The sequence below is a fragment of the Mesorhizobium captivum genome (assembly GCF_033977165.1).
Lineage (GTDB): Bacteria > Pseudomonadota > Alphaproteobacteria > Rhizobiales > Rhizobiaceae > Mesorhizobium > Mesorhizobium captivum.
In genome coordinates, this window is record NZ_JAVIJB010000069.1 from 1 (window position 1) to 22,401 (window position 22,401).

Consider the following 22,401-nt stretch of genomic DNA (forward strand, 5'->3'; position numbering starts at 1 on the left):
ATAGCATGCAAAACTGTTCGCGATGTCCTCGCACACCTGTTCGCGATGTCCCCGGTCCAAACACCCTCGAGGGAGAAGGTGGATCGGCGCGCAGCGCCGAGACGGATGAGGGGTGCTCCAGCTTGGCGCAGCTCTGACTTCAAGCCTTACCCGGCACTGTCCTGATCACCGTCCCCCACGGGTCTTCCCGCACAGTCTCGGCCTTCACGTTGTCCGAGCGCATCTCGACCCAGGCAAGGCCCGAACGGGCCGGATCGCGGCGGCCGGCGCCGGCGCTGTGCCAGGCATTGGCGCCGATATGGTGGTGGTAATGGCCGGACGACAGGAACACGGCCTGGCCGCCATATTTGGCGACGGTGTCGAAACCGAACTCGTCATGCCACCAGGCTTCTGCCTCTTCCGGCCGGCCGACGCGCAGATGGACATGGCCGACAATGGTGTTTTCCGGCGCGCCCTGCCAACCGGCGTCGCCCGCCGGAACGCTGGCGACGACCGCCGGCAGGTTCAGCCGCTCGGTCGACATCGCTATTCTGTCGCCGTTCCACTTCCAGTCCTGCGGACGGCGGTCTGAATAGATCTCGATGCCGTTGCCCTCCGGGTCGGTGAGGTAAAGCGCCTCGCTCACCAGATGGTCCGACGCGCCTTCAATGCCGATCCGGTTGGCGGCTGCTTGGTTGATCCAGCGGCCGAGATCGGCGCGCGACGGCAGCAGGAAGGCCGTATGGAAAAGGCCGGCGCTGCGAGGATCGTCAGGCTTCGCGGAGGCATCCTGCTCCAGCACCAGCAGCGGACGGTCGGCGGCGCCAAGCGTGATCGCGCCGTCGGCGCGGCTCAGTTCCTTGAGGCCGATGACGGTGCGGTAATAGGCGGCAAGCTTTTCGGCGTCGCGCGCCTTCAGACCGACACGCGAGACGCTGACCGGCGTGGTCGCGGCAAAAGGCAGTTCGCTCATCAAACTCTCCGTTCTGGCGGCGACCTCCCAGTAGCGGCCACACCAGCTTTTAATAGGTACTTCTGTTTCCCGCCTCAGATTGTCCATCGCGATCGTTCACACAAGACGGAAAGAATCGAACAGGTTGTTCACAATTGCGATCTGCTGCAACCCATTGGCACGGTTGCATGAGACAGGGCCGCTCGCTACATCGGCGCCATGAAAGTCAAGGACGCAGATATTCTCATCGTGCCGGGCTACACCAATTCCGGCCCCGAGCACTGGCAGACCCGTTGGCAGTCGAAGCTATCGACGGCGCGCCGGGTGGAGCAGGCCGAATGGTCGAAGCCAGTGCGCGAGGACTGGACGGCAAGCGTGGCGAAGGCCGTCAACGAGGCCGAGCGGCCCGTCGTCATCGTCGCGCATTCGCTTGGCGTGGCGGCGGCGGTGCAGGCCATTCCGCAATTCCAGAGGCCGGTCGCGGGCGCCTTTTTCGTGGCGCCGCCGGATGTCGCCAATCCTGAGATCAGGCCGAAGCACCTGATGACCTTCGGCCCCTATGCGCGCGAACCCCTGCCCTTTCCGTCGATCGTAATCGCCAGCCGCAACGATCCGTTCTGCGCTTTCGACGTCGCTGAGGACATTGCCGCCGCCTGGGGGTCGCTGTTCATCGACGCTGGCGAGGCCGGCCATCTCAACGCGGATTCAGGCTTCGGCCCCTGGCCGGAAGGCTCGATGACCTTCGCCAAGTTCCTGACGGACCTGAAAGAACCCTGAAACTGGCCAGTCTTGCGCCTCAGGCGCCGATGGAATCCCGCATGCTCTTCAAGAGCGTCTTAGCGCCGAGCGAGATCAGCGTGTGGTCCGAGCCCATGGCGAGCAGCCGGTAGCCCATCGACACGACGCGCCCGGCAACGGCAGGTTCGATGACGTAGATCGCGGCATGCTTGCCGGCCTTGCGCGTCCGTTCGGCGATCGAGGCCACCGTCTCCATCATGCTTTCCAGCGTCGAATTGACCGTGGTGCCGTTCGACCAGGCGATCGAGAAGTCCGACGGGCCGACGAAGATGCCGTCGATGCCGGGCGTCTCGAGGATGCCGTCGAGCGCCTCGAACGCCGCCCGCGTCTCGACCATGGCAAAGGCCATGGTGCGCTGGTTCGAGTCGCGCAGCCATTCGGCGTGGTCGCCCTTGCCGTGGCGCGGAAAGGCATAGGTCGGGCCCCAGGAGCGCTCGCCCATCGGCGGATATTTCATCGCGGCGGCGAACTGCCTTGCATCCGCCACCGAATTCACCATCGGCGCGATCACCGCCTCGGCGCCGAAATCGAGCGCCCGGCTCGCCATGTCGAAGCGGCCGACCGGAATGCGCACCAGGGCCGGCTTGTTGGCGGCCAGCACCGGCACCAGGCCGCGCAGCACGCTGTCCTCGTGGTGCCCGCCATGCTGCATGTCGAGGGTGACCGCATCAAAGCCCTGCTTGGCGATGATTTCGACCGTCAGCGCGTCCGGCACGCCGGACCAGGCGGTGAACAGCGTTTCGTCGGCAGCCAGGCGGGATTTGAGCGACATCGGAACTTTCCTTGTTAACAACGCATCGGCCCGAAAATCGGATCGATTTTCGGAAAGCACGATGCGAAGACTCAAAGCGTTGAAGCGTACTTTGTGCGTCCAAAAGGACGCACGTCGCTCCAATGCAGTTTCAGCCGGAAACGGCGGCAAGGCAAAGAAAAACCGCCCGACTCGGCCGGGCGGTCGATTGGTCCAGCTAGAGCATGATGCCGAAAAGTGTGAAGCGGTTTTCGGAAGACATCATGCTCATAAGGACTCAGGCGTTCTTGATCTGCTCGATCGCCTGCGCCATCAGCTCGTCCATGGTGCGGCGGATCTGATGGTCCGACTGGTTGACGCCGGCCGCGTCGAAATCCTTGCGGATCTTGCGGAAGACGTCGTGGTCGCCGGCTTCCTCGATATCGGAGACGACCACTTCCTTGGCATAGGCTTCGGCATCGGCGCCGGTCTTGCCAAGCTTTTCGGCGGCCCACAGGCCGAGCGCCCTGTTGCGGCGCGCCGAGGCCTTGAAGCGAAGCTCTTCGTCGAAGACGAATTTGCGCTCGAAGCCCTCTTCGCGGTCTTTCATGCTGCTCATGACGTCCCTCCGGTCAATCCGATTCGCTTGGCGGTGAATATGTGTGCTGGCCAAGCACAAACCAAAAGGTCGCGGGCCGGTCAATATGCTTGATCGCATGCTGCGCTGCGGCATTTCGGTCCCGAAACCGGTTGATCGGCAGGATTTGCCGATTGAGCAAACATTACGATTGCTATAGACACCGGCATTGAACGCCACCGTCGCCGCAACTAATTTAGGCAGACGGACAGGAACTGGTCGCTTGCCGCCTGCCCGCCAATCCAGAGAAAAAATCAGATGAAAAATCGCCGCCGCATTTACGAAGGCAAGGCCAAGATCCTCTATGAGGGGCCTGAGCCGGGAACGCTGATTCAATTCTTCAAGGACGACGCCACCGCCTTCAACAAGAAGAAGCATGAGGTGGTCGACGGCAAGGGCGTGCTCAACAACCGCATTTCCGAGCACATCTTCAATCACCTCAATCGCATGGGCATCCCGACACACTTCATCCGCCGGCTCAACATGCGCGAGCAGCTGATCAAGGAAGTCGAGATCATCCCGCTCGAAGTGGTGGTGCGTAACGTCGCCGCCGGCTCGCTGGCGAAGCGCCTCGGCATTGAGGAAGGCACGGTGCTGCCGCGCTCGATCATCGAATTCTACTACAAGGCCGATGCGCTGGACGATCCGATGGTGTCGGAAGAGCACATCACCGCCTTCGGCTGGGCAAGCCCGCAAGAAATCGACGACATCATGGCTTTGGCCATCCGCGTCAACGACTTCCTCTCCGGCCTGTTCCTCGGCGTCGGCATCCAGCTGGTCGACTTCAAGATCGAATGCGGGCGCCTGTTCGAGGGCGACATGATGCGCATCGTCGTTGCCGACGAGATCTCGCCGGATTCCTGCCGGCTGTGGGATGTCGCTACCCAGGACAAGCTCGACAAGGACCGCTTTCGCCGCGACATGGGCGGCCTGGTCGAAGCCTACCAGGAAGTCGCCCGCCGTCTCGGCATCATGAACGAGAACGAGCCGCCGCGCCCGACGGGTCCGGTGCTCGTCGCCTCCTCCGAGCCGCCCAAGGGCATGAAGCATTGATTACAAGCGGCCTGCCGGCAACGGCAGGTCCGCCGCCAGCACCACCGACCACCCAGGAGTATCGATGAAAGCCCGCATCACCGTCACCCTCAAGAACGGCGTTCTCGACCCGCAGGGCAAGGCGATCGAGCATGCGCTGTCGGGGCTGGGCTTCGACGGCGTCGGCCAGGTACGTCAGGGCAAAGTCTTCGACATCGAGCTCAACGGCACCGACAAGGCCAAGGCCGAAGCCGACCTCAAGGCCATGTGCGACAAGCTTCTGGCGAACACAGTGATTGAGAACTATAGTGTGTCCATAACCTGAGGTTGCATTGGAGGCATTGGTGGCCGAGATCGATGGAAGCCTGATATTCGAAACCCCCAGGTCGATTCAGTCTCGATTGGACAGGATGGACACGACGCTTGGAGAGGTGAGATCCGAGGTTGGCTCTATTCGCGGCCATATGATTGCTACCGAAAGCGACATCAGGAACATCTATGGCGTGCTTGCCGCCAAGACAATCGACTTGAGCGCATAGAACGCCGCCTTGAGTTGCGCGAACTCGCCGAGAACCAGAGACCCTACGAACCAAAATGAAATCAGCCGTCGTCCTCCTGCCTGGCCTCAACCGCGACCGCGACATGATCGCGGCGCTGACCAAGATTTCCGGACAGGCGCCGGCGACCGTCTGGCAGACCGATACCGAAATCCCCGATGTCGACCTGATCGCCATCCCCGGCGGCTTCTCCTTCGGCGACTATCTGCGCTGCGGGGCGATCGCCGCGCGTATGCCGGTCATGCGGGCGGTGGCCGAAAAGGCCGCCAAGGGCGTCATGGTTGTCGGCGTCTGCAACGGCTTCCAGATCCTGGTCGAGGCGGGGCTGCTGCCCGGCGCGCTGATGCGCAACGCCTCGTTGAAATTCGTGTGCCGGCAGGTGAAGCTCGAGATCGCCAACGCAAACACCATGTTCACCCGCCGCTATCAGCCGGGCCAGGTCATCCGCTCGCCGGTCGCGCACCACGACGGCAACTATTTCGCCGATGCCGAAACGCTGGCGCGCCTCGAAGGCGAAGGCCAGGTGGTGTTCCGCTACGCCGAGGGCACCAATCCCAATGGCTCGATCAACGACATCGCCGGCATCGTCAGCGAAAAGGGCAACGTGCTCGGACTGATGCCGCACCCGGAGAACCTGATCGAGGCGGCGCATGGCGGCAGCGACGGCCGTGCGCTGTTCGAAGGCGCGCTTGGCATCGCCGCTTGATCCTTTCCGGACATTTCCTTCAGGACAATTATTTCAGAGCAACGGGCGGCCTGACCATGAGACTGACGATTGCCCGCCTTGCTCTCCTGGCTGCCGCCGGACTTGCGTTGGCCTCTTGCCAGTCCGGCTCGAAGACCGCGCCGGCGCCGTCAGGCAAGAGCGCCTCGCTGCTTGCCATGGAGCAGGTCGCGATCGCCGCGCATAAATGCTGGATCGCCAGCAAGGATCCGGCCTTCAAGTCCTACCAGATGGCCAATGAGCTGAATTCCTACAGCGGCACGCCGCGCTTCCTGCTGGTGCCGGCCAAGCACTATGGCGGCAAGCCGCTGCTGGTGGTGCAGGCACAGGGCAATTCCAGCAAGGTGGATGTGTTCGGGCCGCTGATGGCCGAACCGCTCGGCGCTCGTATCGGCTCCGACATCGCCCGCTGGCAGGCCGGTAACCCCTCCTGCGCCGCCGCCGCGTGAGCCTGCCATGAGCCGGTTCCTGCAGATGGCGGGACTGGTCATCGGGCTTATCGGGCTCGTCCTGCAATTCACGATCACCGTCCCGGCGTCCATGGCGGCAGGTCGCAGCCTGCTGGGCTCGATCGTCTTCTATTTCAGCTTCTTCACCATCCTGACCAACATCGCGGCAGTGCTGGTGCATGCATCGCTGCTGTCACCAACCGGTTATGCCCGGTTCCCGGCCTTCGCCGGGCGGCGCATGCGGGCCGGCGTCGCGGTCGCCTAACGCTGGTCTTGATCGTCTATTCGACCGTGCTGGCGCGCCTTTGGGCGCCGGAAGGCCTGTTCCTGCTGTGCGACACCCTGCTCCACTACGTGGCGCCGCTGATCTTCGTGCTGTGGTGGCTGATCGCAGGCGCCGACGGGAAATCGCGCTGGAGCGACATCTCCTGGTGGATGATCTATCCGCTCGCTTATCTCGCCTATGCGCTGATACGCGCGCCATTCGCCGGCGAGGTGCCCTACCCGTTCCTCGACGTGGCGAAGAACGGCGCGGCCGGCGTCACCATTTCGGCGCTGGCCACGACCGCGCTGTTTCTCGGCCTATGCGTGCTCGCCGTGCTTGCCGATCACGGCGTCGCCCGCCTGCGGAAGTGATCCGCAGCCCGCGTCCGGGAGCGATTAGTCCCAGAACGGCCTGATGCCTTCGCGATGGGCGTCGCAGCGTGAGATACCGATATCCTTGAGCTGCTCGTCGGTCATCTCCAGCAGCGCAAGGCGCCCGCGACGGCGCTCCAGCATGCGGCCGATCTGTCTGGCGATGGAATGAAGCACAAGCGCCAGCCGGCCGAGGAAGCCGCGCCGAACCGACGAATGGCCATACAATTCAGCGCCGTCGCGATGGAATGCATCAATTGTATTCATGTCTCGTTCTGCCAAACTGATGAATTGTACCCTTGCCGCCTGCGACTTCATATCGATTGACTCATCGCGAGGTGCAATATAGAAAATTGTCACCATGACAAATTGGCTCCCCGATCTTTCCTCCGGCTCAGGTCCTCTCTATCAGCGCCTTGCTGACAGCATTGAGTCAGATATCGACAAAGGCGTCATCGATGCCGGTGCAAAACTGCCGCCGCAGCGCGACCTCGCCTATGACATCGGCACGACTGTCGGCACGATCGGCCGGGCCTATCAGTTGCTGCGCGAACGCGGGCTGGTGAGCGGCGAGGTCGGACGCGGCACCTATGTGCTCGCGCAACGCACGGAGATCCCGAAAGCGGATATCGAGCCCGCCGTCCAAGGCACGCGCCCCATCGATGCGCCGACGGGCAAGCTGCGCTTCGACAGCACCGCAGCACCCGATGTCGGCCAGGGCGCCGTCATCGCGGACTTGCTGGCGCGCACTGCGCAGGAACATCCGCACGACATAGCGAGCTACACCAGGGATTTTCCCGAACGCTGGTATGAGGCCGGCAGCCGATGGCTGTCGCGCAGCTCCTTCCGCCCCTCGCCCGATTCGATCGTGCCGACACTCGGCACCCATGCCGCCGTGATGGCTGCGATCGCCGCGCTCACCACGCCCGGCGACTATGTCGTCTTCGAGCACCTTACCTATTCGCAGATCTCGCGCAGCGCCGGGCTGATCGGGCGCCGCACGGCGCTGGTGTCGGCGGACGATGAAGGCATCGACCCCGACGATTTCGAGCGCGTCTGCGCGCAAAAACACCCCAAGATGATGTTCGTGATGCCGACGGCGAAGAACCCGACGCTGGTGACGCTGTCGGCCGAGCGGCGCCAGGCGATCGCGCGTATTGCGCGCGAGTACAATGTCGTCCTGATCGAGGACGACCTCTATGGCGAATTGACCGACGATCCGACGCCGCTGCTTGCCGAATATGCCCCGGAGCGCACGATCGTCGCCGGCGGCCTGTCGAAATCGGTCGCGGCCGGCGTGCGCGGCGGCTGGCTTTCCTGTCCGCCCGCCTACCGCCACCGCATCCGCGTCGCCCACAAGATGATGACCGGCGGCCTGCCCTTCCTGCTGGCGGAGGTTGGAACGAGGCTGGTGATATCCGGCCAGGCCGTCGAGATCCGCAAACGCTGCATTGCCGAGATCCAGGCCCGTCTCCACGTTGTGCGCGAGACGCTGGCGGGGTTCGACTTCAAGACACGGGACAATGTGCCCTTCGTCTGGCTGACTTTGCCAGACCCGTGGCTGTCGGGCACCTTCAAGAATGCCTGCCTGGCGCAGGGCGTCTTGATCGACGACGAGGACGAGTTCAAGGCTGGCCGCTCCGAGCAGGTCTTCCACGGCGTCCGCTTCGGTGTGTCGCAACCCCGGCAGAGCCAGGATGTCGCCGGCGGCGTAGCGGTCATCCGCCGCCTGCTCGACGAAGGCCGCGCCGGCTATGACAGTTTTTCTTGACGCGCTCAGTGCGGCAGTCGAGCAGGCCCCTACGGGGTAGTTTTCCGGCGTTTTTCGTCATCTGGTGGGGTGTATCGCGCGAAAGCTTGCGATAAGAGGAGACTCGAAAAATCCCCTCTCCCACGGACACAAATCGCCGCTCATGACCATTTCCAATTCCGTGCCGATCACTCCCGAGCTCGTCGCCGCGCATGGGCTGAAGCCCGACGAATACCAGCGCATCCTCGACCTGGTCGGACGCGAGCCGAGCTTCACCGAGCTCGGCATCTTCTCGGCGATGTGGAACGAGCACTGCTCCTACAAGTCATCCAAGAAATGGCTGCGCACGCTGCCGACCAGCGGCCCGCAGGTTATCCAGGGACCGGGCGAGAATGCCGGCGTGGTCGACATCGGCGACGGCGACTGCGTCGTCTTCAAGATGGAGAGCCACAACCACCCGTCCTACATCGAACCCTATCAGGGAGCCGCGACCGGTGTCGGCGGCATCCTGCGCGACGTCTTCACCATGGGCGCCCGGCCGGTTGCGGCGATGAACGCACTGCGCTTCGGCGCGCCAGACCATCCCAAGACCCGGCATCTGGTCGCCGGCGTCGTTTCAGGCGTCGGCGGCTACGGCAACTCCTTCGGAGTGCCGACGGTCGGCGGCGAGGTCAATTTCGATCCGCGCTACAACGGCAACATCCTGGTCAATGCCTTCGCGGCGGGCCTTGCCAAGACCAACGCGATCTTCCTGTCTCAGGCCAAGGGCGTCGGCCTGCCGGTCGTCTATCTCGGCGCCAAGACCGGACGCGACGGCGTCGGCGGCGCCACCATGGCCTCGGCCGAGTTCGACGACAAGATCGAGGAGAAGCGGCCGACCGTCCAGGTCGGCGACCCCTTCACCGAAAAATGCCTGCTGGAGGCCTGCCTCGAGTTGATGGCCTCGGGCGCCGTCATCGCCATCCAGGACATGGGAGCGGCCGGCCTGACCTGCTCGGCGGTCGAGATGGGCGCCAAGGGCGATCTCGGCATCGAGCTCGACCTCGACAAGGTGCCGGTGCGCGAGGAGCGCATGAGCGCCTATGAGATGATGCTGTCGGAGAGCCAGGAGCGCATGCTGATGGTGCTGCGCCCCGAAAAAGAGGAAGAGGCCGAGGCGATCTTCCGCAAATGGGGCCTCGACTTCGCCATCGTCGGCAAGACGACCGACGACCTGCGCTTCCGCGTGCTGCACCAGGGCGACGAGGTCGCCGACCTGCCGATCAAGGAACTGGGCGACCAGGCGCCCGAATATGACCGGCCTTGGGTCGAATCCAAGAAGCCGGCGCCGCTTGCCGCGAACGACGCGCCGAAGGCCGACGTGGCGGATGCGCTGCTCAAGCTGCTCGGCGGACCGGACCTCTCCTCGCGCCGCTGGGTGTGGGAGCAATACGACACGCTGATCCAGGGCAATTCGCTGCAGCTTCCAGGCGGCGACGCCGGCGTGGTGCGCGTCGATGGCCATCCGACCAAGGCGTTGGCCTTCTCCTCCGATGTCACGCCGCGCTACTGCGAGGCCGATCCCTATGAGGGCGGCAAGCAGGCCGTCGCCGAATGCTGGCGCAACCTCACCGCCACTGGCGCGCTGCCGCTCGCAGCCACCGACAACCTCAATTTCGGCAATCCGGAGCGGCCGGAGATCATGGGCCAGTTTGTCGGCGCGGTGAAGGGCATCGGCGATGCCTGCCGCGCGCTTGGCTTCCCGATCGTCTCCGGCAATGTCTCGCTCTACAATGAAACCAACGGCCGCGGCATCCTGCCGACCCCGACCATCGGCGGCGTCGGATTGATCCCCGACTGGTCGAAGATGGCCCGCATCGGCTTTGCCGCCGAGGGGCAGATGATCGTGCTGGTCGGCGCGCCGGCAAGCTGGGGCAGCCATCTCGGCCAGTCCGTCTATATGCGCGACATCCACAGCCGGACCGACGGCCCGCCGCCGCCGGTCGATCTCGAACATGAGAAGCGCGTCGGCGACCATGTCCGCGCGTTGATCGCCTCCGGTATCGTAACGGCCGCGCACGACGTATCCGATGGCGGCCTTGCCGTGGCGCTCGCCGAAATGGCGATGGCGTCAGGCATCGGCGCCACCATTCCAGGGCTTACCGGCACCGACCCGATCCCGGTCTGGTTCGGCGAGGACCAGGGCCGCTACCTGCTGACGCTCTCGATCGACCCGCAAAGCGGCGAATGGGACAGGATCCGCGAGGAGCAGGGCATGCTCGGCATCTTTGCGCCTTGGATCGGCACGACCGGCGGTCGTGAATTGAAACTCGGCGAGACGCGAGCCATACCAGTCAATGAATTGACCGCGGCCCATGAGGGCTGGTTCCCGCGTTTCATGGATCAGGCCATTTGACCAGATTGGCGGTCCGGGCGCTGCTTGCAGCCGTCTTCTGGCCGTCCCTGTTCTTTTTCTGGTTTCTCGGGCCGTTCGTCTTTCTGCTGCTGTCGACGACCTCGAGCGAGGTTTGTCCGCGGCTCGAAACGCGGGTCGAATTCCTTGCCGCGGCCAACGGCACATTTCCGATGCTGGCCGTCCAGAGCCTCGTCTATGCGGTTCCGATTCTGTGCCTGGTCCTCTGGGAACGGCTTTTGCCGGAACCGGCTCGGGCAAGGCACATCGTCACCTGCGTCAAGCTCTTTGCTGTGACCGTCGTCCTCGGAGCGCTGTCGGCCTATGGTTCCTCGCTTACGTGCGATGGCTACGGCCAGTCGTTCTTCTCCCCGATGTGGCAATGGACCAGTTACTTGCCCATGGTCGGTATCGCGATCAATATCCCGCTCTATGTGTTGACCTTCAGCCTCGGTCGCGCCTACTCGACGCGTGAGGACATGCCCGCCGCCGACGCGGCTCATCTGGATCAGAACATGTCGTGAGCCGTCGGCGTGGACGGAACCGCTTCAATCCGGACCGGAAAGGCTCTACGTTTATCCCCGACTCTCATCGCACGGGCTGCACAGCTCCCGCTCGAAAACAGGATTTTTTGCCATGGCAATGGATGCGCACGACATCGAACGGCTGATCAAGCAAGGCATTCCGGACGCTAAGGTGACGATTCGCGATCTGGCCGGCGACGGCGACCATTACGCGGCCGAGGTGGTGGCCGAAAGTTTCCGCGGCAAAAGCCGGGTGCAGCAGCACCAGATGGTCTATGACGCGCTGAAGGGCAATATGGGCGGCGTGCTGCACGCGCTGGCGTTGCAGACCAGCGTTCCGGACTGAACCGCCAACCAGACTTTAGAGCATGTCTCCCGAAAGTGGGAACCGGTTTCGGGACAAAGACATGCGTAAAATCAAAAACCTAAAGCGCACGGAGCGAACCTGAAAGATCGCGACGCGCTTTAGCCCAAAACGCACCATCCCTTGCGCCATTCCGTTGGCGTCGCGGCTAACGTCTTGTTTCAGCCAACCTATGGGTTTATTTGATGGACATGTTTCGAGCCTGACTCCCACAGGCGTGAAAGGATTGTCCATGACCGGCATCAACGACTACATCGACAATGAAGTGAAGAGCAACGACGTCGTGCTATTCATGAAAGGCACGCCAGGCTTCCCGCAATGCGGGTTTTCCGGCCAGGTTGTGCAGATCCTCGATTATATCGGAGCCGACTACAAAGGCGTGAACGTGCTCGACTCGGCAGAGCTGCGCCAGGGCATCAAGGACTACTCCAACTGGCCGACCATTCCGCAGCTCTACGTCAAGGGCGAGTTCGTCGGCGGTTGCGACATCGTGCGCGAGATGTTCCAGGCCGGCGAGTTGCAGGATTTCCTCGTCGAAAAGGGCGTCAGCGTCAAAGGCGCCGCCTGAGTTGAGTTCGCGCCGGCCGGCAATTTAGCCGCCAGACACGAGACACCCGGGGCCGCCCCCACCTCGGCAATGCAGTTCCCGACTTCGGGAACGAGACGAATAAATGCGCCGGTCCACCGGCGCATGTTCGTTTGAATGATCGGATTTTGCCGTGGACAAGCAGATAGAAGCGTCGCAACGGGCTCTGCCCATTCCGCGCTGGGAATTCATTGCGCTCTGCGCGGCGCTGATGGCGCTCAACTCCCTGGCCATCGATATCATGCTGCCGGCCCTGCAGCAGATCGGAGCCTCGCTCGGCGTCGAGAACGAAAACCACCGCCAATACGTCATCACCGCTTACATCCTCGGTTTCGGCGCCGGTCAGCTCTTCTTCGGGCCGGTCTCCGATCGTTTCGGCCGCCGCGCGCCGCTGGTCGCCGGCCTGATCATCTATGTCGCGGCGGTGGCTGCCGCCGCTGTTGCGCCCACCTTTGCCATCCTGCTCGTTTGCCGTGTCGTGCAAGGTATCGGCGCCGCGGCGACGCGCGTCATCGCCGTCTCGATCGTGCGCGACACGTTCGAGGGACGCCGCATGGCCGAGGTGATGTCGCTGATCTTCATGGTGTTCATGGCGATCCCGGTCGTCGCCCCCGGCATCGGCCAGTTCATCATGCTGTTCGCCACCTGGCACTGGATCTTCGTCACCATGGCCGTCGGCGCGCTGATCGTCTCGACATGGTCGCTGCTGCGCTTGCCGGAGACGCTGCATCCGGAATACCGCCGGCCACTGACGGTCAATGCGGTTGTCGGCGGCTTCCGCATAGTGCTGACCAACCGCATCGCGCTTTGCTATGCCTTTGCCAGCACTTTCATCTTCGGTGCGATGTTCGGCTTCATCAATTCGGCGCAGCAGATCTATCTCGACGTCTTCCATGTCGGCGAGTTGTTCCCGCTGATCTTCGCCGGCGTCGCCGGCGTGCTTGCTTTCTCGAACTTCCTCAACGCGCGGCTCGTCGGCAAGATCGGCATGCGCCGCCTGTCGCAAAGCGCGCTGCTTCTCTTCCTCGCCATCAGCCTGATCTGGCTCGTCGTCTCGCTCGAAATACAGATGCCGCTCTGGCTGTTCATAACCTTCTTCGCCGGCGCGATGGTGCCGTTCGGCTGCCTCGGCGCGAACTTCAACGCGCTGGCGATGGAGCCGCTCGGCGAGCTTGCCGGGACGGCGTCCTCCATCCTCGGCTTCATGCAGACCTTTCTCGGCGGCCTCCTCGGCACGCTGATCGGCCAGGCCTATAACGGCACGGTCACGCCATTGGCCGCCGGCTTCTGCAGCGTCTCGGTCGCGGCCCTGCTGATGATCCTGGTCGCCGAGCGCGGACGACTGTTCCAGCCGCACAACCCGCCGGTCTGAGGTTTTAGAGCAATTCCAGGAAAAGTGTGAGCGGTTTTCCGTCCGGAATTGCGTCAGAACAAAGAGATAGAGCGGTTCGCCGTTTCCGTGAAACGGTGAAACGCTCTAGCGGCCGAGTCAGTCGGCCCAGAGCTCGCGGCGCAGCTCGTCCCAGCTATCCTTGTCCGGCGCCACGAGCAATCCGCCATCGACATGCGACGGCAGATAAGGATCGCCGTCGATCCGCGCGGCAAAGCCACCCGCTTCCTGATGGATCAGCACACCGGCCAGATGGTCCCAAGGCATCAGCTTGTTGTAGACGATGAAGTGGCCGTGGCCGCTCGCCAGCAACCGGTATTCATGCGCCGCGCAGCGATAGCCGAACTGCGACAGCGCCTTGGTCTGGTTACGCGCCAGCCGGGAGCGCTTCGGTTCCTTGAGATACTGCCACGATACCGCACCCGTCATCTGCGAGATCGGCACCGGCTCGGCGACCTGCACCTTCTCCAGCGCGCCGTGCGCGTGGCGGATATGGCTGCCAGCGCCCTTGGCGCCGATCAGCCAGTCCTTGCCGACCGGATCGTGGATGATACCTGCAACCGTCTCGCCGTTGACGACCACGCCCAGCATGACGCCGAAGAGCGGCACGCCGGAGGCGAAGTTGAAGGTGCCGTCGACCGGATCGATGACGAAGGCAAGCTCGGCATCGCCGAGACCGGCAAGCAAGGCCGGATCGTCGGAGCAGGCCTCCTCGCCGACGATCATCGCCGAGGGATAGCGCTCGCGCAGCCTGGCTGTGATCAGCCTTTCGGCATTGACGTCCGCCTCGGTCACCAGATCGGCGGCGGAGGTCTTCTGGCGGACATCGCCCTCGCCCAGCCGGCGGAAGCGCGGCATGATTTCGGCCCTGGCTGCGTCGGCGAGAAGGTCGGCCAGCCAGTCGATCGCACGGTCGTCAAATGTCATCGGAAATGTCTTGCCCTGTGATGAAGCGCGCATCGAGCGCGGCGAAGTCGAACAGTTTTCGGTCAAGCAGGTGTGAGGGCCGCACATTGGTCATGGCGCGGATCATCGTGTCCTTGCGGCCGGGCATGCGCTTCTCGATGTCGTCGAGCATCGCCTTCATGGCGTTGCGCTGCAGCCCTTCCTGGCTGCCGCAAAGGTCGCAGGGGATAATCGGGAACTTCATCGCGCCGGCGAATTTCTCGAGATCGGCTTCAGTGCAATAGGCGAGCGGGCGCAGCACCATGACGTCGCCTTCATCATTGATCAGCTTCGGCGGCATGGCGGCGAGACGACCGCCATGGAAGAGGTTCATGAAGAAGGTCTCGAGGATGTCCTCGCGGTGGTGGCCGAGAACCAGGGCGGCGCAGCCCTCCTCGCGCGCGATGCGGTAGAGATGGCCGCGCCTCAGCCGCGAACAGAGCGAGCAATAGGTGCTGCCCTCGGGCAGCTTGTCGGTGACCACCGAATAGGTGTCCTGGCACTCTATGCGGTGCGCAATACCGTTGGCGCTGAGATAGTCCGGCAGGATGTGTTTTGGAAAATTAGGCTGGCCTTGGTCGAGGTTGCAGGCGAGCAGCTCGACCGGCAGCAGGCCGCGCCATTTGAGGTCGAGCAGCAGGGCAAGCAGGCCATAGGAATCCTTGCCTCCCGAGAGCGCCACCAGCCAGCGCTCGCCGGGCTTCACCATGGCGAAGTCTTCGATCGCCTGGCGGGTAAGCCGCAAGAGCCGCTTGCGCAGCTTGTTGAACTCGACCGAGGACGGCACGTCGCGAAAAAGCGGATGAAACCCGCCCTCTTCGTCGTCGGTGATCGGTTCGAGCGATTTGACGCCAAGTGATTTTGTATCTGGCAGCATGTTCATGGCGCGTATGCCCCACGGTTCTTGTTGCCGCCCGGATTAGCGGACAAGGCCAACAAAGAAAAGGCCGCCTCGAGGGCGGCCTTCGATCGCTTGCCGATAGATATCGGATCAGCGCGAATAAAATTCGACGACCAGGTTCGGTTCCATCTGCACGGCGAACGGAACATCCGCCAGGCCGGGAACGCGGGCGAAGGTAGCGGTCATCTTGTTGTGGTCGGCCTCGATGTAGTCCGGCACGTCGCGCTCGGCGAGAGCGACCGATTCCAGCACGATGACGAGTTGCTTCGACTTCTCGCGCACCTCGATGACGTCGCCCGGCTTGCAGCGATACGAGCCGATGTTGGTGCGCCTGCCGTTGACGTTGACGTGACCGTGGTTGACGAACTGACGGGCGGCGAAGATGGTCGGCACGAACTTGGCGCGATAGACGATCGCGTCGAGACGCGACTCGAGCAGGCCGACCAGGTTCTCGGAGGTGTCGCCCTTGCGGCGGTTGGCCTCTTCATAAACCTTGCGGAACTGCTTTTCCGAAACATCGCCATAGTGGCCCTTCAGCTTCTGCTTGGCGCGCAGCTGCAGGCCGAAGTCGGAAAGCTTGCCCTTACGGCGCTGGCCGTGCTGGCCGGGGCCGTATTCACGCTTGTTGACCGGGGACTTCGGGCGGCCCCAGATGTTTTCGCCAAGGCGGCGGTCGATCTTGTATTTCGCGGATTCGCGCTTGCTCATCGCATTCCCTTTCAAAACAATATACCCGGAACCCCATGGCTCCAGGCGAAGGAAACGCGCCCTCCTCTGGCCTCCGTTTTCGAGACCTGACAGGGTTTTCCACGCAACGCGACGGAAAACCCACGGGACACGTCAGTTCAAACAAGACCGCCGACAGCTTGGCTCCCGGTGAGGTCTTGCCCATGCAAAAGAAACCACCGGGCGTCGCCACCCGGTGTTGGTGGCCCTGTTAAACAGAGATTTAACCGCTGTCAAGCTTGTGACTGGCGGCGCAACTGGCAACCCTATAACAATTCAGCGTTGCATGCGATGCCGGCGGTCGCCGACGGCATCAGGGCGGGGCACAATCATTTTGGACGCGAGCTCGCCCTGACACTTTATGACGGGACTGGAGCAGAGGAGTCCGAATTCCCATGAAGAAGTTCTTCCTTACCTTGACCGGAGCCGCGGTGTTGGCCGGGTCGATGGCAGTCATGACGCCGGAGCCAGCGATGGCAAGGCACTGGCATGGCCATAAGCAGGTCTGCCGCGTCGTGGTGAAGAAAAGAGTCGTATGGCGGCACGGCCACCGCCACGTCGTCCGCTACAAGGTGCGGCACTGCTGGTGGCGCCGGTAGTTGGTTGCTTGAACCAAGCAAGGCGAAGCCCGCGGTTGTCCCGCGGGCTTTTTCTATCCGGATGCCCGACCCGCAATCGGTCTGGGAGCCCGCAATGGGAATTCACGACTTCTTACCGGGCAGACCCTTGCGTTTGGTTTCGGCGAATTCCTCAAGTTGCTTCTCGCTCATCGATTCATACATGTCGCGCGAGGCGCCCTTGAGCTCGCTTTTCTTGATCTCGCCGCGTTTGGCGGCAAGCGCCGCGCCGGCCGCCTTTTGCTGAGCTTGTGATGTGGCAGGCATGGTCAGTTCCTCCTTTTGCTGAAAGGAGAAACGCAGCGCCATCGCGGCAGTTCCAGCGCTGACGCATGTCGCCCAAAGTGCGCAGCGGTTTTGGGAAAACGACATGCGTAAATACAAAGACGTAAAGCGCGTCGCCTGAATCCCCTTCAGCGCGACGCACTTTAACGCGCAGTCAGGCCAAAGCCCTGAATGAGTCGCCTCGTGGCGAAATCCACCTTGCCGGAGGTGAAGACGGCAATGTCGGGTTCCCCCTCGCCCGACGGCTCGCCGACAGGTTCGAGCAGCGACATAGCCCGCCGCGCGATGGCTTCCGCCGGGTCGATCCAGTCGACGGGCCAGGGTGCCGTCTTGCGCATGCGGTTGGCGAGAAACGGATAATGCGTGCAGGCGAGCACGACGATGTCGGTGCGCTGGCCGTCGCGCTCGATAAAGCACGGCGCGATCTCGGCGCGCACGGCCTCCTCGTCGACAAAGCCCTCCCGCATGTAGATTTCGGCCAGTCCGGCAAGCCTGTCGCTGCCGACCAGCCGGACATGGCACTTCTGCGCCCATTTGCTGATCAGGTCGCGCGTGTACTGGCGCTTCACTGTGCCCGGCGTCGCCAGCACCGACACCAGGCCGGAACGCGTGCGCTCGGCGGCCGGCTTGATCGCCGGCACGGTGCCGACAAAGGGGTGGCCGGGAAATTTTTCGCGCAGCGCATCGATCACCAGCGTCGAGGCGGTGTTGCAGGCGATCACCGAAATCGCCGGCTGCAAGCGGTCGAGCAATTTGCCGAACAGCGCCAGTATGTGTTCCATGAGCGCTGGTTCCTCCCATGCGCCGTAGGGGAACGCCGCGTCGTCGGCAACATAGACGAAGCGGCGGTCCGGCATCAGCACGCGCGCCTCGCGCAGCACGGTCAGTCCGCCGACGCCGGAATCGAACATCAGGATCGGGCGCTGGCTTGATCGATCGCTCATTGTCATCCGACCACAGGAAGGAGTTGGCCAGTGATTTGGCCAACGGCGCTTCTATCCTGAACGATCATGGTCTTGAAGTGGCAAATGCCAGCAGCTTTTGCGCAAGTCAGCTCAGAGCCCACGCTTGCCGAAGCCCGCAGGTCGCGGCCGACCAAACGGCTGCGGCGCCGGCGACGGGCGCGCGGCTGGCGCCGCACTGCGAGGGGCCGATGCGGCTGCGGCCGTCCGGTCAGCAACTGTTGGCGGCACGGAACCGTCGAAGTCGAAGACGGATGTCAGCACGTCGATGTCGCTGCCGGCGACAGGCTTTGCCCACAAGATCGTGGCCCAAAGACCGAACAAGGAAAGACCGAGCAGGTTCAAGCCACTGGGCGCACTCTCCGGATTACCGAAATCGATCACCAGCAGCGTGCCGGCCTCCAGAAAAGCATAGATGGCGGAGAAGACGATGTAGGCCCAAAGGATCCACTTAGGCCCATTGGCGTCGCGGCTGCGGCGCCAGGCGATATTGCCGCGCAGCACGACGAAGATCAGAGACACGATAAGAGCAGCGCCGGCCAGGCCTTGCCGTGACGGCCCCGGCATCGAATTGATCAGCCCCGCGAAACCGATCGTCACGGCAATGCAGAGCACGATCGCCACCGCCTCCGCCATGAACAGGCCGAGCGAATAGAAGAAGAAACGCAGACGGCCAATATTGGACGCGAACATCTGCTACCCCACCGTTTCAATAACGATGGATCAAAACCGCATAATATTCGGTTACTTTGAAGGATCGGAGCTTACAGATTTAACTTTCTTTGTCCGCCGCTCTCTTCCGCGCAGCCGGTAACCGCCTCGGGTCGTCGCCCGGCGAACCGTCGCCACGCGGCATTGCCGGCGAAAATCGGTCGAGAGACGAGATGATGCCGCGCAGCACTTTGAGTTCCGGTTCGGCGAAGCCCGCCCGCGTCAGCACGGCGCGCAGATTGTCGACCATCTTCGGCTTCTTTTCTTCCGGGCGGAAATATCCGCGCGCCTCGAGAGCGCCTTCGAGATAGGTGAACAGGCTGTGCAGCTGTTCCTTGGTCGCCGGAACGAGCTCCGGTCCGGCGAAGTTGGTCGCCGTCTCCTCGGCAAGGCCGGACTTCATCCATTCATAGGACATCAAAAGCACCGCTTGCGCGATGTTGAGCGAGGAGAAGCTGGGATCGACCGGGAAGGTGACGATCTCGTCGGCGAGGCCGACCTCGTCATTGTAGAGGCCGAAGCGCTCGCGGCCGAAGAGAATCCCGCTGCGCAGCCCAGCCTGCCCGCGTGCCCGGAGCGCCCTGCCTGCTTCCACCGGGCCGCGCACCGGCTTGAAGCCGTCGCGCTCCCGCGCCGTGGTGGCGAAGACGAAATTGAGGTCGGCGACCGCGGAGGCCAGATCGTCGAACACCTTTGTCGCATCGATGACATGGTCGGCGCGGCTGGCAGCCGCGCGCGCCTTCTCGCTCGGCCAGCCGTCGCGCGGATTGACCAGCCGCAGCTCCGAAAGGCCGAAATTCGCCATGGCGCGCGCGACCATGCCGATATTCTCGCCGAGCTGCGGCTCGACGAGGATGATCGCCGGTCCGATGGCGTTGGCGGGGTCTTTTGCGGCTGGCATGGCTCTCCGTAACCAGGGTTTGCGGCGTTTCGGCGTCCCCTGCCACATCCGGCCCGGAAAATGAAGCATTCACAACAGCGGCACCCGTCCTTAGTGGTACGGATCGCGGTTTGCGCGCTCAAAAAGGCTTTGATATACGCTCCGCAACCCCGGCCGAAACCATGCGGGCAAGGCCGTTCAGATCCCCCAGCAACGAGGCATTCTTTCCATGGCGAAGATCAAGGTGGCGAACCCGGTCGTCGAACTCGACGGCGACGAGATGACCCGCATCATCTGGCAGTTCATCAAGGACAAGCTGATCCACCCCTATCTCGACATCAAGCTGGACTATTTCGACCTCGGCATCGAGAACCGCGACGCCACCAACGACCAGGTAACCGTCGACTCGGCCAACGCCATCAAGAAATACGGCGTCGGCGTGAAGTGCGCGACGATCACCCCCGACGAGCAGCGCGTCGAGGAATTCAAGCTGAAGAAGATGTGGAAGTCGCCCAACGGCACCATCCGCAACATCCTCGGCGGCACCATCTTCCGCGAGCCGATCATCATGAAGAACGTGCCGCGCCTGGTGCCAGGCTGGACCAAGCCGATCGTCGTAGGCCGTCACGCCTTCGGCGACCAGTACCGCGCCACCGACTTCCGCTATCCCGGCAAGGGCAAGCTGACGATCAAGTTCGTCGGCGAGGACGGCACGGTGATCGAGCATGACGTTTACGACGCTCCGGGCGCCGGCGTCGCCATGGCCATGTACAATCTCGATGAGTCGATCCGCGAATTCGCCCGCGCCTCGCTGAACTATGGCCTGCTGCGCAACTTCCCGGTCTACCTCTCGACCAAGAACACCATCCTCAAGGCCTATGACGGCCGCTTCAAGGACATCTTCCAGGACGTCTACGAGAAGGAGTTCGAGGCCGAGTTCAAGGCGAGAAAACTCTGGTACGAGCACCGCCTGATCGACGACATGGTGGCTTCCAGCCTGAAATGGTCTGGCGGCTATGTCTGGGCCTGCAAGAACTATGACGGCGACGTGCAGTCGGACACGGTGGCGCAAGGGTTCGGTTCGCTCGGGCTGATGACCTCGGTGCTGATGACGCCGGACGGCAAGACGGTGGAAGCGGAAGCAGCGCACGGCACCGTCACGCGCCACTATCGCCAGCACCAGAAGGGCGAGGAAACCTCCACCAACTCGATCGCCTCGATCTTCGCCTGGACGCGCGGTCTCGCCCACCGCGCCAAGCTCGACGACAATGCCGAGCTGAAGCGCTTCGCCGAGACGCTGGAGAAGGTCTGCATCCAGACCGTCGAAGCCGGCTTCATGACCAAGGACCTGTCGCTGCTGATCGGTCCCGATCAGCCTTGGCTCTCGACCACCGGCTTCCTCGACAAGATCGACGAGAATTTGCAGAAAGCGATGGGGTGAGGAGTGCCGAGCATAATTGCCAGCGGAAGGGTCCGCCTTTGCGCTGGCAATAATGCCGACCTCTGTCAGGCTATTTTCAAGGCGCATGGGCTAAGTGATCTCAGGAGCGACTTCGTCTGGTCCAGCGACCGACAAGCACCTCCTTACTACCCCAATGTCGCTACTCTGGATGCCGATGCCATAGCGGCCCAACTTGCGGAAATAGCCGGACTGACATCCGTCCTTGCTACCAGCTTTTCGGTCAAGGATGGGTTCTGCCGTCTTGATCTCCAACCGCTCGGGTTCAGTCAGCTCTTCGAAGCAAGCTGGATCTGGATGGACCTAAGTCATCCGACGACGACGCCTTCCGGCTGGGAACGTGTTGAGGACGCTGCTAGCTTGGAGATGTGGGAATTCGCCTGGCCGGATCGCGCAAGCCCCTCCAACGGTCGTGTCTTTCCGGCAGCGGTCTTGGCCGACCCCGCCATCGCCATCCTTGGCCAACGGACGGCTGACGGCTTCACCGCCGGCTGCATAGCCAATAGATCCGAGCTGGTGACTGGGGTGTCAAATGTCTTTGCCGCAGATGGCAGTCCGACATATCGGAATGCATTGCGAGCGGCAGCCAATGCGTTTGCTGGAAGTCGCGCGCTGGTCGGGTATGACCGCGGCGACGGGCTGGACGAAGCATCGGCCTGCGGCTTTCAAGCCGCCGGCCCGCTGCGCGTCTGGATCCGGGACAGCCAAGACAAAGAGGAGTAGCAAATGGCCAAGCCGATCCTCTACGGCGCCGATTACAGCGTCTATGTCCGCATCGCGCGGATGACGCTGGAGGAAAAGGGCATCGGCTACGAGCTCGTGCCTCTCGACATCTTCGCCGCCGAGGACGTTCCTGCCTGGTATCTCGAGCACCACCCGTTCGGCCGCATCCCGGCCTTCGAGCATGACGGTTTTCGCCTGTTCGAGACCAGCGCGATCGCACGCTACATCGACGAGGCCTTCGAAGGGCCGGAACTGCAGCCGGCCGATCCGCGCGGTCGTGCGAGGATGAGCCAGATCGCGGGCATGCTCGATGCCTATGGCTACCGCGCCATGGTCTGGGACGTTGCCGTGGAGCGGCTAGAGAAGGCCCCAGCCGACGAGGGGCTGATCGCCGGCGGGTTGCGACAAGCTGAAACGGTGCTCAAGGTGCTGACGTCGCTGAAGGCGAAAGGCTCCTGGCTGCTCGGCGATGGGATCACGCTGGCCGACCTGCACGCAGCGCCGATCATCGGGTATTTCATCAAGGTCGCCGAAGGGCGCGATATGCTGGGGCGATTTGCGGATATCCAGGAATGGTATGCGCGCATCGCCGCCCGTCCAAGCTTTGCTCGCACCGAGAAGGTCGCCTAAAGCGCGTCGCGATCTTTCAGATTCGCTCCGTGCGCTTTAGGTTTTTGATTTTACGCATGTCT

General features: G+C 62.9%; 27 protein-coding genes and 1 pseudogene. 17 read left to right on the forward strand and 11 right to left on the reverse strand.

Going from position 1 to position 22,401, the window contains the following annotated elements; translation table 11 throughout:
* Nucleotides 1-139 precede the first annotated feature (139 nt).
* Nucleotides 140-952 carry a VOC family protein gene (locus RFM40_RS32020; protein ID WP_320230123.1) on the reverse strand — a complete coding sequence of 271 codons (813 nt, stop codon included), beginning with the start codon at nucleotides 950-952 and terminating at the stop codon, nucleotides 140-142.
* A 198-nt stretch (nucleotides 953-1,150) separates the two neighbouring features.
* Between RFM40_RS32020 and RFM40_RS32025 the strand changes: the two genes are divergently transcribed.
* Nucleotides 1,151-1,708, forward strand: coding sequence for an RBBP9/YdeN family alpha/beta hydrolase (locus RFM40_RS32025; protein ID WP_320230122.1), 558 nt, complete (start codon nucleotides 1,151-1,153; stop codon nucleotides 1,706-1,708).
* Nucleotides 1,709-1,727: 19 nt separating this feature from the next.
* Here the strand turns inward: RFM40_RS32025 and RFM40_RS32030 are convergent, their stop codons facing one another.
* Complete coding sequence (locus RFM40_RS32030) at nucleotides 1,728-2,501, reverse strand: HpcH/HpaI aldolase family protein (protein ID WP_126099992.1); 774 nt, start codon at nucleotides 2,499-2,501, stop codon at nucleotides 1,728-1,730.
* Between the two features lie 256 nt (nucleotides 2,502-2,757).
* Nucleotides 2,758-3,078, reverse strand: coding sequence for a DUF1476 domain-containing protein (locus RFM40_RS32035; RefSeq protein ID WP_320219031.1), 321 nt, complete (start codon nucleotides 3,076-3,078; stop codon nucleotides 2,758-2,760).
* A 276-nt stretch (nucleotides 3,079-3,354) separates the two neighbouring features.
* On the opposite strand from RFM40_RS32035, the gene purC reads away from it, so the two are divergent.
* The 6 genes and pseudogenes from purC to RFM40_RS32065 all read left to right on the forward strand — a co-directional run bounded on the left by purC (nucleotide 3,355) and on the right by RFM40_RS32065 (nucleotide 6,494).
* Nucleotides 3,355-4,149: a phosphoribosylaminoimidazolesuccinocarboxamide synthase gene (purC, locus tag RFM40_RS32040; protein WP_124997632.1), complete on the forward strand. Its 795-nt coding sequence runs from the start codon at nucleotides 3,355-3,357 to the stop codon at nucleotides 4,147-4,149.
* 64 nt (nucleotides 4,150-4,213) lie between these two features.
* Entirely contained in the window at nucleotides 4,214-4,453 is a 240-nt protein-coding gene (gene purS / locus RFM40_RS32045; RefSeq protein WP_320230121.1) for a phosphoribosylformylglycinamidine synthase subunit PurS, read from the forward strand.
* Between the two features lie 19 nt (nucleotides 4,454-4,472).
* Nucleotides 4,473-4,667 (forward strand): hypothetical protein, encoded by a 195-nt coding sequence (locus RFM40_RS32050; protein WP_320230120.1) that lies wholly within the window; start codon nucleotides 4,473-4,475, stop codon nucleotides 4,665-4,667.
* Between the two features lie 55 nt (nucleotides 4,668-4,722).
* Complete coding sequence (gene purQ, locus RFM40_RS32055) at nucleotides 4,723-5,391, forward strand: phosphoribosylformylglycinamidine synthase subunit PurQ (protein ID WP_320230119.1); 669 nt, start codon at nucleotides 4,723-4,725, stop codon at nucleotides 5,389-5,391.
* A 56-nt stretch (nucleotides 5,392-5,447) separates the two neighbouring features.
* The gene (locus RFM40_RS32060) at nucleotides 5,448-5,858 is read left to right on the forward strand and encodes a hypothetical protein (protein ID WP_320219025.1); all 411 of its coding nucleotides are present in this window, start codon (nucleotides 5,448-5,450) and stop codon (nucleotides 5,856-5,858) included.
* Nucleotides 5,859-5,865: 7 nt separating this feature from the next.
* Nucleotides 5,866-6,494: pseudogene (locus RFM40_RS32065) on the forward strand (Pr6Pr family membrane protein).
* 24 nt (nucleotides 6,495-6,518) lie between these two features.
* Here RFM40_RS32065 and RFM40_RS32070 read toward each other — a convergent pair.
* Nucleotides 6,519-6,761 carry a DUF1127 domain-containing protein gene (locus tag RFM40_RS32070; protein WP_320230125.1) on the reverse strand — a complete coding sequence of 81 codons (243 nt, stop codon included), beginning with the start codon at nucleotides 6,759-6,761 and terminating at the stop codon, nucleotides 6,519-6,521.
* 94 nt (nucleotides 6,762-6,855) lie between these two features.
* Between RFM40_RS32070 and RFM40_RS32075 the strand changes: the two genes are divergently transcribed.
* The 6 genes from RFM40_RS32075 to RFM40_RS32100 all read left to right on the forward strand — a co-directional run bounded on the left by RFM40_RS32075 (nucleotide 6,856) and on the right by RFM40_RS32100 (nucleotide 13,482).
* Complete coding sequence (locus tag RFM40_RS32075) at nucleotides 6,856-8,265, forward strand: aminotransferase-like domain-containing protein (RefSeq protein WP_320278957.1); 1,410 nt, start codon at nucleotides 6,856-6,858, stop codon at nucleotides 8,263-8,265.
* Nucleotides 8,266-8,407: 142 nt separating this feature from the next.
* Nucleotides 8,408-10,639, forward strand: a complete 2,232-nt coding sequence (gene purL / locus RFM40_RS32080; protein WP_320230117.1) for a phosphoribosylformylglycinamidine synthase subunit PurL — start codon at nucleotides 8,408-8,410, stop codon at nucleotides 10,637-10,639.
* Complete coding sequence (locus tag RFM40_RS32085; protein WP_320230116.1) at nucleotides 10,636-11,160, forward strand: hypothetical protein; 525 nt, start codon at nucleotides 10,636-10,638, stop codon at nucleotides 11,158-11,160. Before purL ends, RFM40_RS32085 begins: the two co-directional genes overlap by 4 nt.
* Before the next feature lie 112 nt (nucleotides 11,161-11,272).
* Complete coding sequence (locus tag RFM40_RS32090; RefSeq protein ID WP_126093611.1) at nucleotides 11,273-11,506, forward strand: BolA/IbaG family iron-sulfur metabolism protein; 234 nt, start codon at nucleotides 11,273-11,275, stop codon at nucleotides 11,504-11,506.
* 250 nt (nucleotides 11,507-11,756) lie between these two features.
* The gene (gene grxD / locus RFM40_RS32095; protein ID WP_059185116.1) at nucleotides 11,757-12,092 is read left to right on the forward strand and encodes a Grx4 family monothiol glutaredoxin; all 336 of its coding nucleotides are present in this window, start codon (nucleotides 11,757-11,759) and stop codon (nucleotides 12,090-12,092) included.
* Nucleotides 12,093-12,321: 229 nt separating this feature from the next.
* A complete protein-coding gene (locus RFM40_RS32100) occupies nucleotides 12,322-13,482 on the forward strand; it encodes a multidrug effflux MFS transporter (protein ID WP_430691755.1) in 1,161 nt (386 codons plus the stop codon).
* 117 nt (nucleotides 13,483-13,599) lie between these two features.
* Here RFM40_RS32100 and RFM40_RS32105 read toward each other — a convergent pair whose 3' ends face one another.
* The 3 genes from RFM40_RS32105 to rpsD all read right to left on the reverse strand — a co-directional run bounded on the left by RFM40_RS32105 (nucleotide 13,600) and on the right by rpsD (nucleotide 16,054).
* Complete coding sequence (locus RFM40_RS32105) at nucleotides 13,600-14,427, reverse strand: inositol monophosphatase family protein (protein WP_320278958.1); 828 nt, start codon at nucleotides 14,425-14,427, stop codon at nucleotides 13,600-13,602.
* Nucleotides 14,417-15,328, reverse strand: coding sequence for a tRNA 2-thiocytidine(32) synthetase TtcA (gene ttcA / locus RFM40_RS32110; RefSeq protein WP_320230114.1), 912 nt, complete (start codon nucleotides 15,326-15,328; stop codon nucleotides 14,417-14,419). The genes RFM40_RS32105 and ttcA overlap by 11 nt, the downstream gene beginning before the upstream one ends.
* A 108-nt stretch (nucleotides 15,329-15,436) precedes the next feature.
* Nucleotides 15,437-16,054, reverse strand: coding sequence for a 30S ribosomal protein S4 (rpsD, locus tag RFM40_RS32115; RefSeq protein WP_320230113.1), 618 nt, complete (start codon nucleotides 16,052-16,054; stop codon nucleotides 15,437-15,439).
* Between the two features lie 413 nt (nucleotides 16,055-16,467).
* Between rpsD and RFM40_RS32120 the strand changes: the two genes are divergently transcribed.
* Nucleotides 16,468-16,671, forward strand: a complete 204-nt coding sequence (locus RFM40_RS32120) for a hypothetical protein (protein WP_059185120.1) — start codon at nucleotides 16,468-16,470, stop codon at nucleotides 16,669-16,671.
* Between the two features lie 102 nt (nucleotides 16,672-16,773).
* Here the strand turns inward: RFM40_RS32120 and RFM40_RS32125 are convergent, their stop codons facing one another.
* The 4 genes from RFM40_RS32125 to RFM40_RS32140 form a co-directional block, all read right to left on the reverse strand.
* A complete protein-coding gene (locus RFM40_RS32125; protein WP_292338534.1) occupies nucleotides 16,774-16,956 on the reverse strand; it encodes a DUF3008 family protein in 183 nt (60 codons plus the stop codon).
* A gap of 161 nt (nucleotides 16,957-17,117) precedes the next feature.
* Nucleotides 17,118-17,918: a glutamate racemase gene (murI, locus tag RFM40_RS32130; protein ID WP_320230112.1), complete on the reverse strand. Its 801-nt coding sequence runs from the start codon at nucleotides 17,916-17,918 to the stop codon at nucleotides 17,118-17,120.
* Between the two features lie 111 nt (nucleotides 17,919-18,029).
* Nucleotides 18,030-18,629: a hypothetical protein gene (locus tag RFM40_RS32135; protein WP_320278959.1), complete on the reverse strand. Its 600-nt coding sequence runs from the start codon at nucleotides 18,627-18,629 to the stop codon at nucleotides 18,030-18,032.
* Between the two features lie 79 nt (nucleotides 18,630-18,708).
* The gene (locus RFM40_RS32140; RefSeq protein ID WP_320219014.1) at nucleotides 18,709-19,548 is read right to left on the reverse strand and encodes an RNA methyltransferase; all 840 of its coding nucleotides are present in this window, start codon (nucleotides 19,546-19,548) and stop codon (nucleotides 18,709-18,711) included.
* Nucleotides 19,549-19,756: 208 nt separating this feature from the next.
* Between RFM40_RS32140 and RFM40_RS32145 the strand changes: the two genes are divergently transcribed.
* From RFM40_RS32145 to RFM40_RS32155, 3 genes are read left to right on the forward strand one after another with little or no spacing between them, the layout of a single operon-like run.
* Nucleotides 19,757-20,968, forward strand: coding sequence for an NADP-dependent isocitrate dehydrogenase (locus RFM40_RS32145; protein ID WP_320230110.1), 1,212 nt, complete (start codon nucleotides 19,757-19,759; stop codon nucleotides 20,966-20,968).
* Between the two features lie 3 nt (nucleotides 20,969-20,971).
* A complete protein-coding gene (locus RFM40_RS32150; RefSeq protein WP_320230109.1) occupies nucleotides 20,972-21,709 on the forward strand; it encodes a hypothetical protein in 738 nt (245 codons plus the stop codon).
* A gap of 3 nt (nucleotides 21,710-21,712) precedes the next feature.
* On the forward strand, nucleotides 21,713-22,339 hold the full coding sequence (locus RFM40_RS32155) for a glutathione S-transferase family protein (protein ID WP_320230108.1): 627 nt from the start codon (nucleotides 21,713-21,715) through the stop codon (nucleotides 22,337-22,339).
* Nucleotides 22,340-22,401 lie beyond the last annotated feature (62 nt).

Excerpts from the sequence above, each read along its gene's own strand:
- RFM40_RS32020 (WP_320230123.1), bottom strand. The coding sequence starts at position 952 with ATGAGCGAACTGCCTTTTGCCGCGACCACGCCGGTCAGCGTCTCGCGT.
- RFM40_RS32025 (WP_320230122.1), top strand. The coding sequence starts at position 1,151 with ATGAAAGTCAAGGACGCAGATATTCTCATCGTGCCGGGCTACACCAAT.
- RFM40_RS32030 (WP_126099992.1), bottom strand. The coding sequence starts at position 2,501 with ATGTCGCTCAAATCCCGCCTGGCTGCCGACGAAACGCTGTTCACCGCC.
- RFM40_RS32035 (WP_320219031.1), bottom strand. The coding sequence starts at position 3,078 with ATGAGCAGCATGAAAGACCGCGAAGAGGGCTTCGAGCGCAAATTCGTC.
- purC (WP_124997632.1), top strand. The coding sequence starts at position 3,355 with ATGAAAAATCGCCGCCGCATTTACGAAGGCAAGGCCAAGATCCTCTAT.
- purS (WP_320230121.1), top strand. The coding sequence starts at position 4,214 with ATGAAAGCCCGCATCACCGTCACCCTCAAGAACGGCGTTCTCGACCCG.
- purQ (WP_320230119.1), top strand. The coding sequence starts at position 4,723 with ATGAAATCAGCCGTCGTCCTCCTGCCTGGCCTCAACCGCGACCGCGAC.
- RFM40_RS32060 (WP_320219025.1), top strand. The coding sequence starts at position 5,448 with ATGAGACTGACGATTGCCCGCCTTGCTCTCCTGGCTGCCGCCGGACTT.
- RFM40_RS32070 (WP_320230125.1), bottom strand. The coding sequence starts at position 6,761 with ATGAATACAATTGATGCATTCCATCGCGACGGCGCTGAATTGTATGGC.
- RFM40_RS32075 (WP_320278957.1), top strand. The coding sequence starts at position 6,856 with ATGACAAATTGGCTCCCCGATCTTTCCTCCGGCTCAGGTCCTCTCTAT.
- purL (WP_320230117.1), top strand. The coding sequence starts at position 8,408 with ATGACCATTTCCAATTCCGTGCCGATCACTCCCGAGCTCGTCGCCGCG.
- RFM40_RS32090 (WP_126093611.1), top strand. The coding sequence starts at position 11,273 with ATGGCAATGGATGCGCACGACATCGAACGGCTGATCAAGCAAGGCATT.
- grxD (WP_059185116.1), top strand. The coding sequence starts at position 11,757 with ATGACCGGCATCAACGACTACATCGACAATGAAGTGAAGAGCAACGAC.
- RFM40_RS32100 (WP_430691755.1), top strand. The coding sequence starts at position 12,322 with ATGGCGCTCAACTCCCTGGCCATCGATATCATGCTGCCGGCCCTGCAG.
- RFM40_RS32105 (WP_320278958.1), bottom strand. The coding sequence starts at position 14,427 with ATGACATTTGACGACCGTGCGATCGACTGGCTGGCCGACCTTCTCGCC.
- ttcA (WP_320230114.1), bottom strand. The coding sequence starts at position 15,328 with ATGAACATGCTGCCAGATACAAAATCACTTGGCGTCAAATCGCTCGAA.
- rpsD (WP_320230113.1), bottom strand. The coding sequence starts at position 16,054 with ATGAGCAAGCGCGAATCCGCGAAATACAAGATCGACCGCCGCCTTGGC.
- RFM40_RS32120 (WP_059185120.1), top strand. The coding sequence starts at position 16,468 with ATGAAGAAGTTCTTCCTTACCTTGACCGGAGCCGCGGTGTTGGCCGGG.
- RFM40_RS32125 (WP_292338534.1), bottom strand. The coding sequence starts at position 16,956 with ATGCCTGCCACATCACAAGCTCAGCAAAAGGCGGCCGGCGCGGCGCTT.
- murI (WP_320230112.1), bottom strand. The coding sequence starts at position 17,918 with ATGAGCGATCGATCAAGCCAGCGCCCGATCCTGATGTTCGATTCCGGC.
- RFM40_RS32135 (WP_320278959.1), bottom strand. The coding sequence starts at position 18,629 with ATGTTCGCGTCCAATATTGGCCGTCTGCGTTTCTTCTTCTATTCGCTC.
- RFM40_RS32140 (WP_320219014.1), bottom strand. The coding sequence starts at position 19,548 with ATGCCAGCCGCAAAAGACCCCGCCAACGCCATCGGACCGGCGATCATC.
- RFM40_RS32145 (WP_320230110.1), top strand. The coding sequence starts at position 19,757 with ATGGCGAAGATCAAGGTGGCGAACCCGGTCGTCGAACTCGACGGCGAC.
- RFM40_RS32155 (WP_320230108.1), top strand. The coding sequence starts at position 21,713 with ATGGCCAAGCCGATCCTCTACGGCGCCGATTACAGCGTCTATGTCCGC.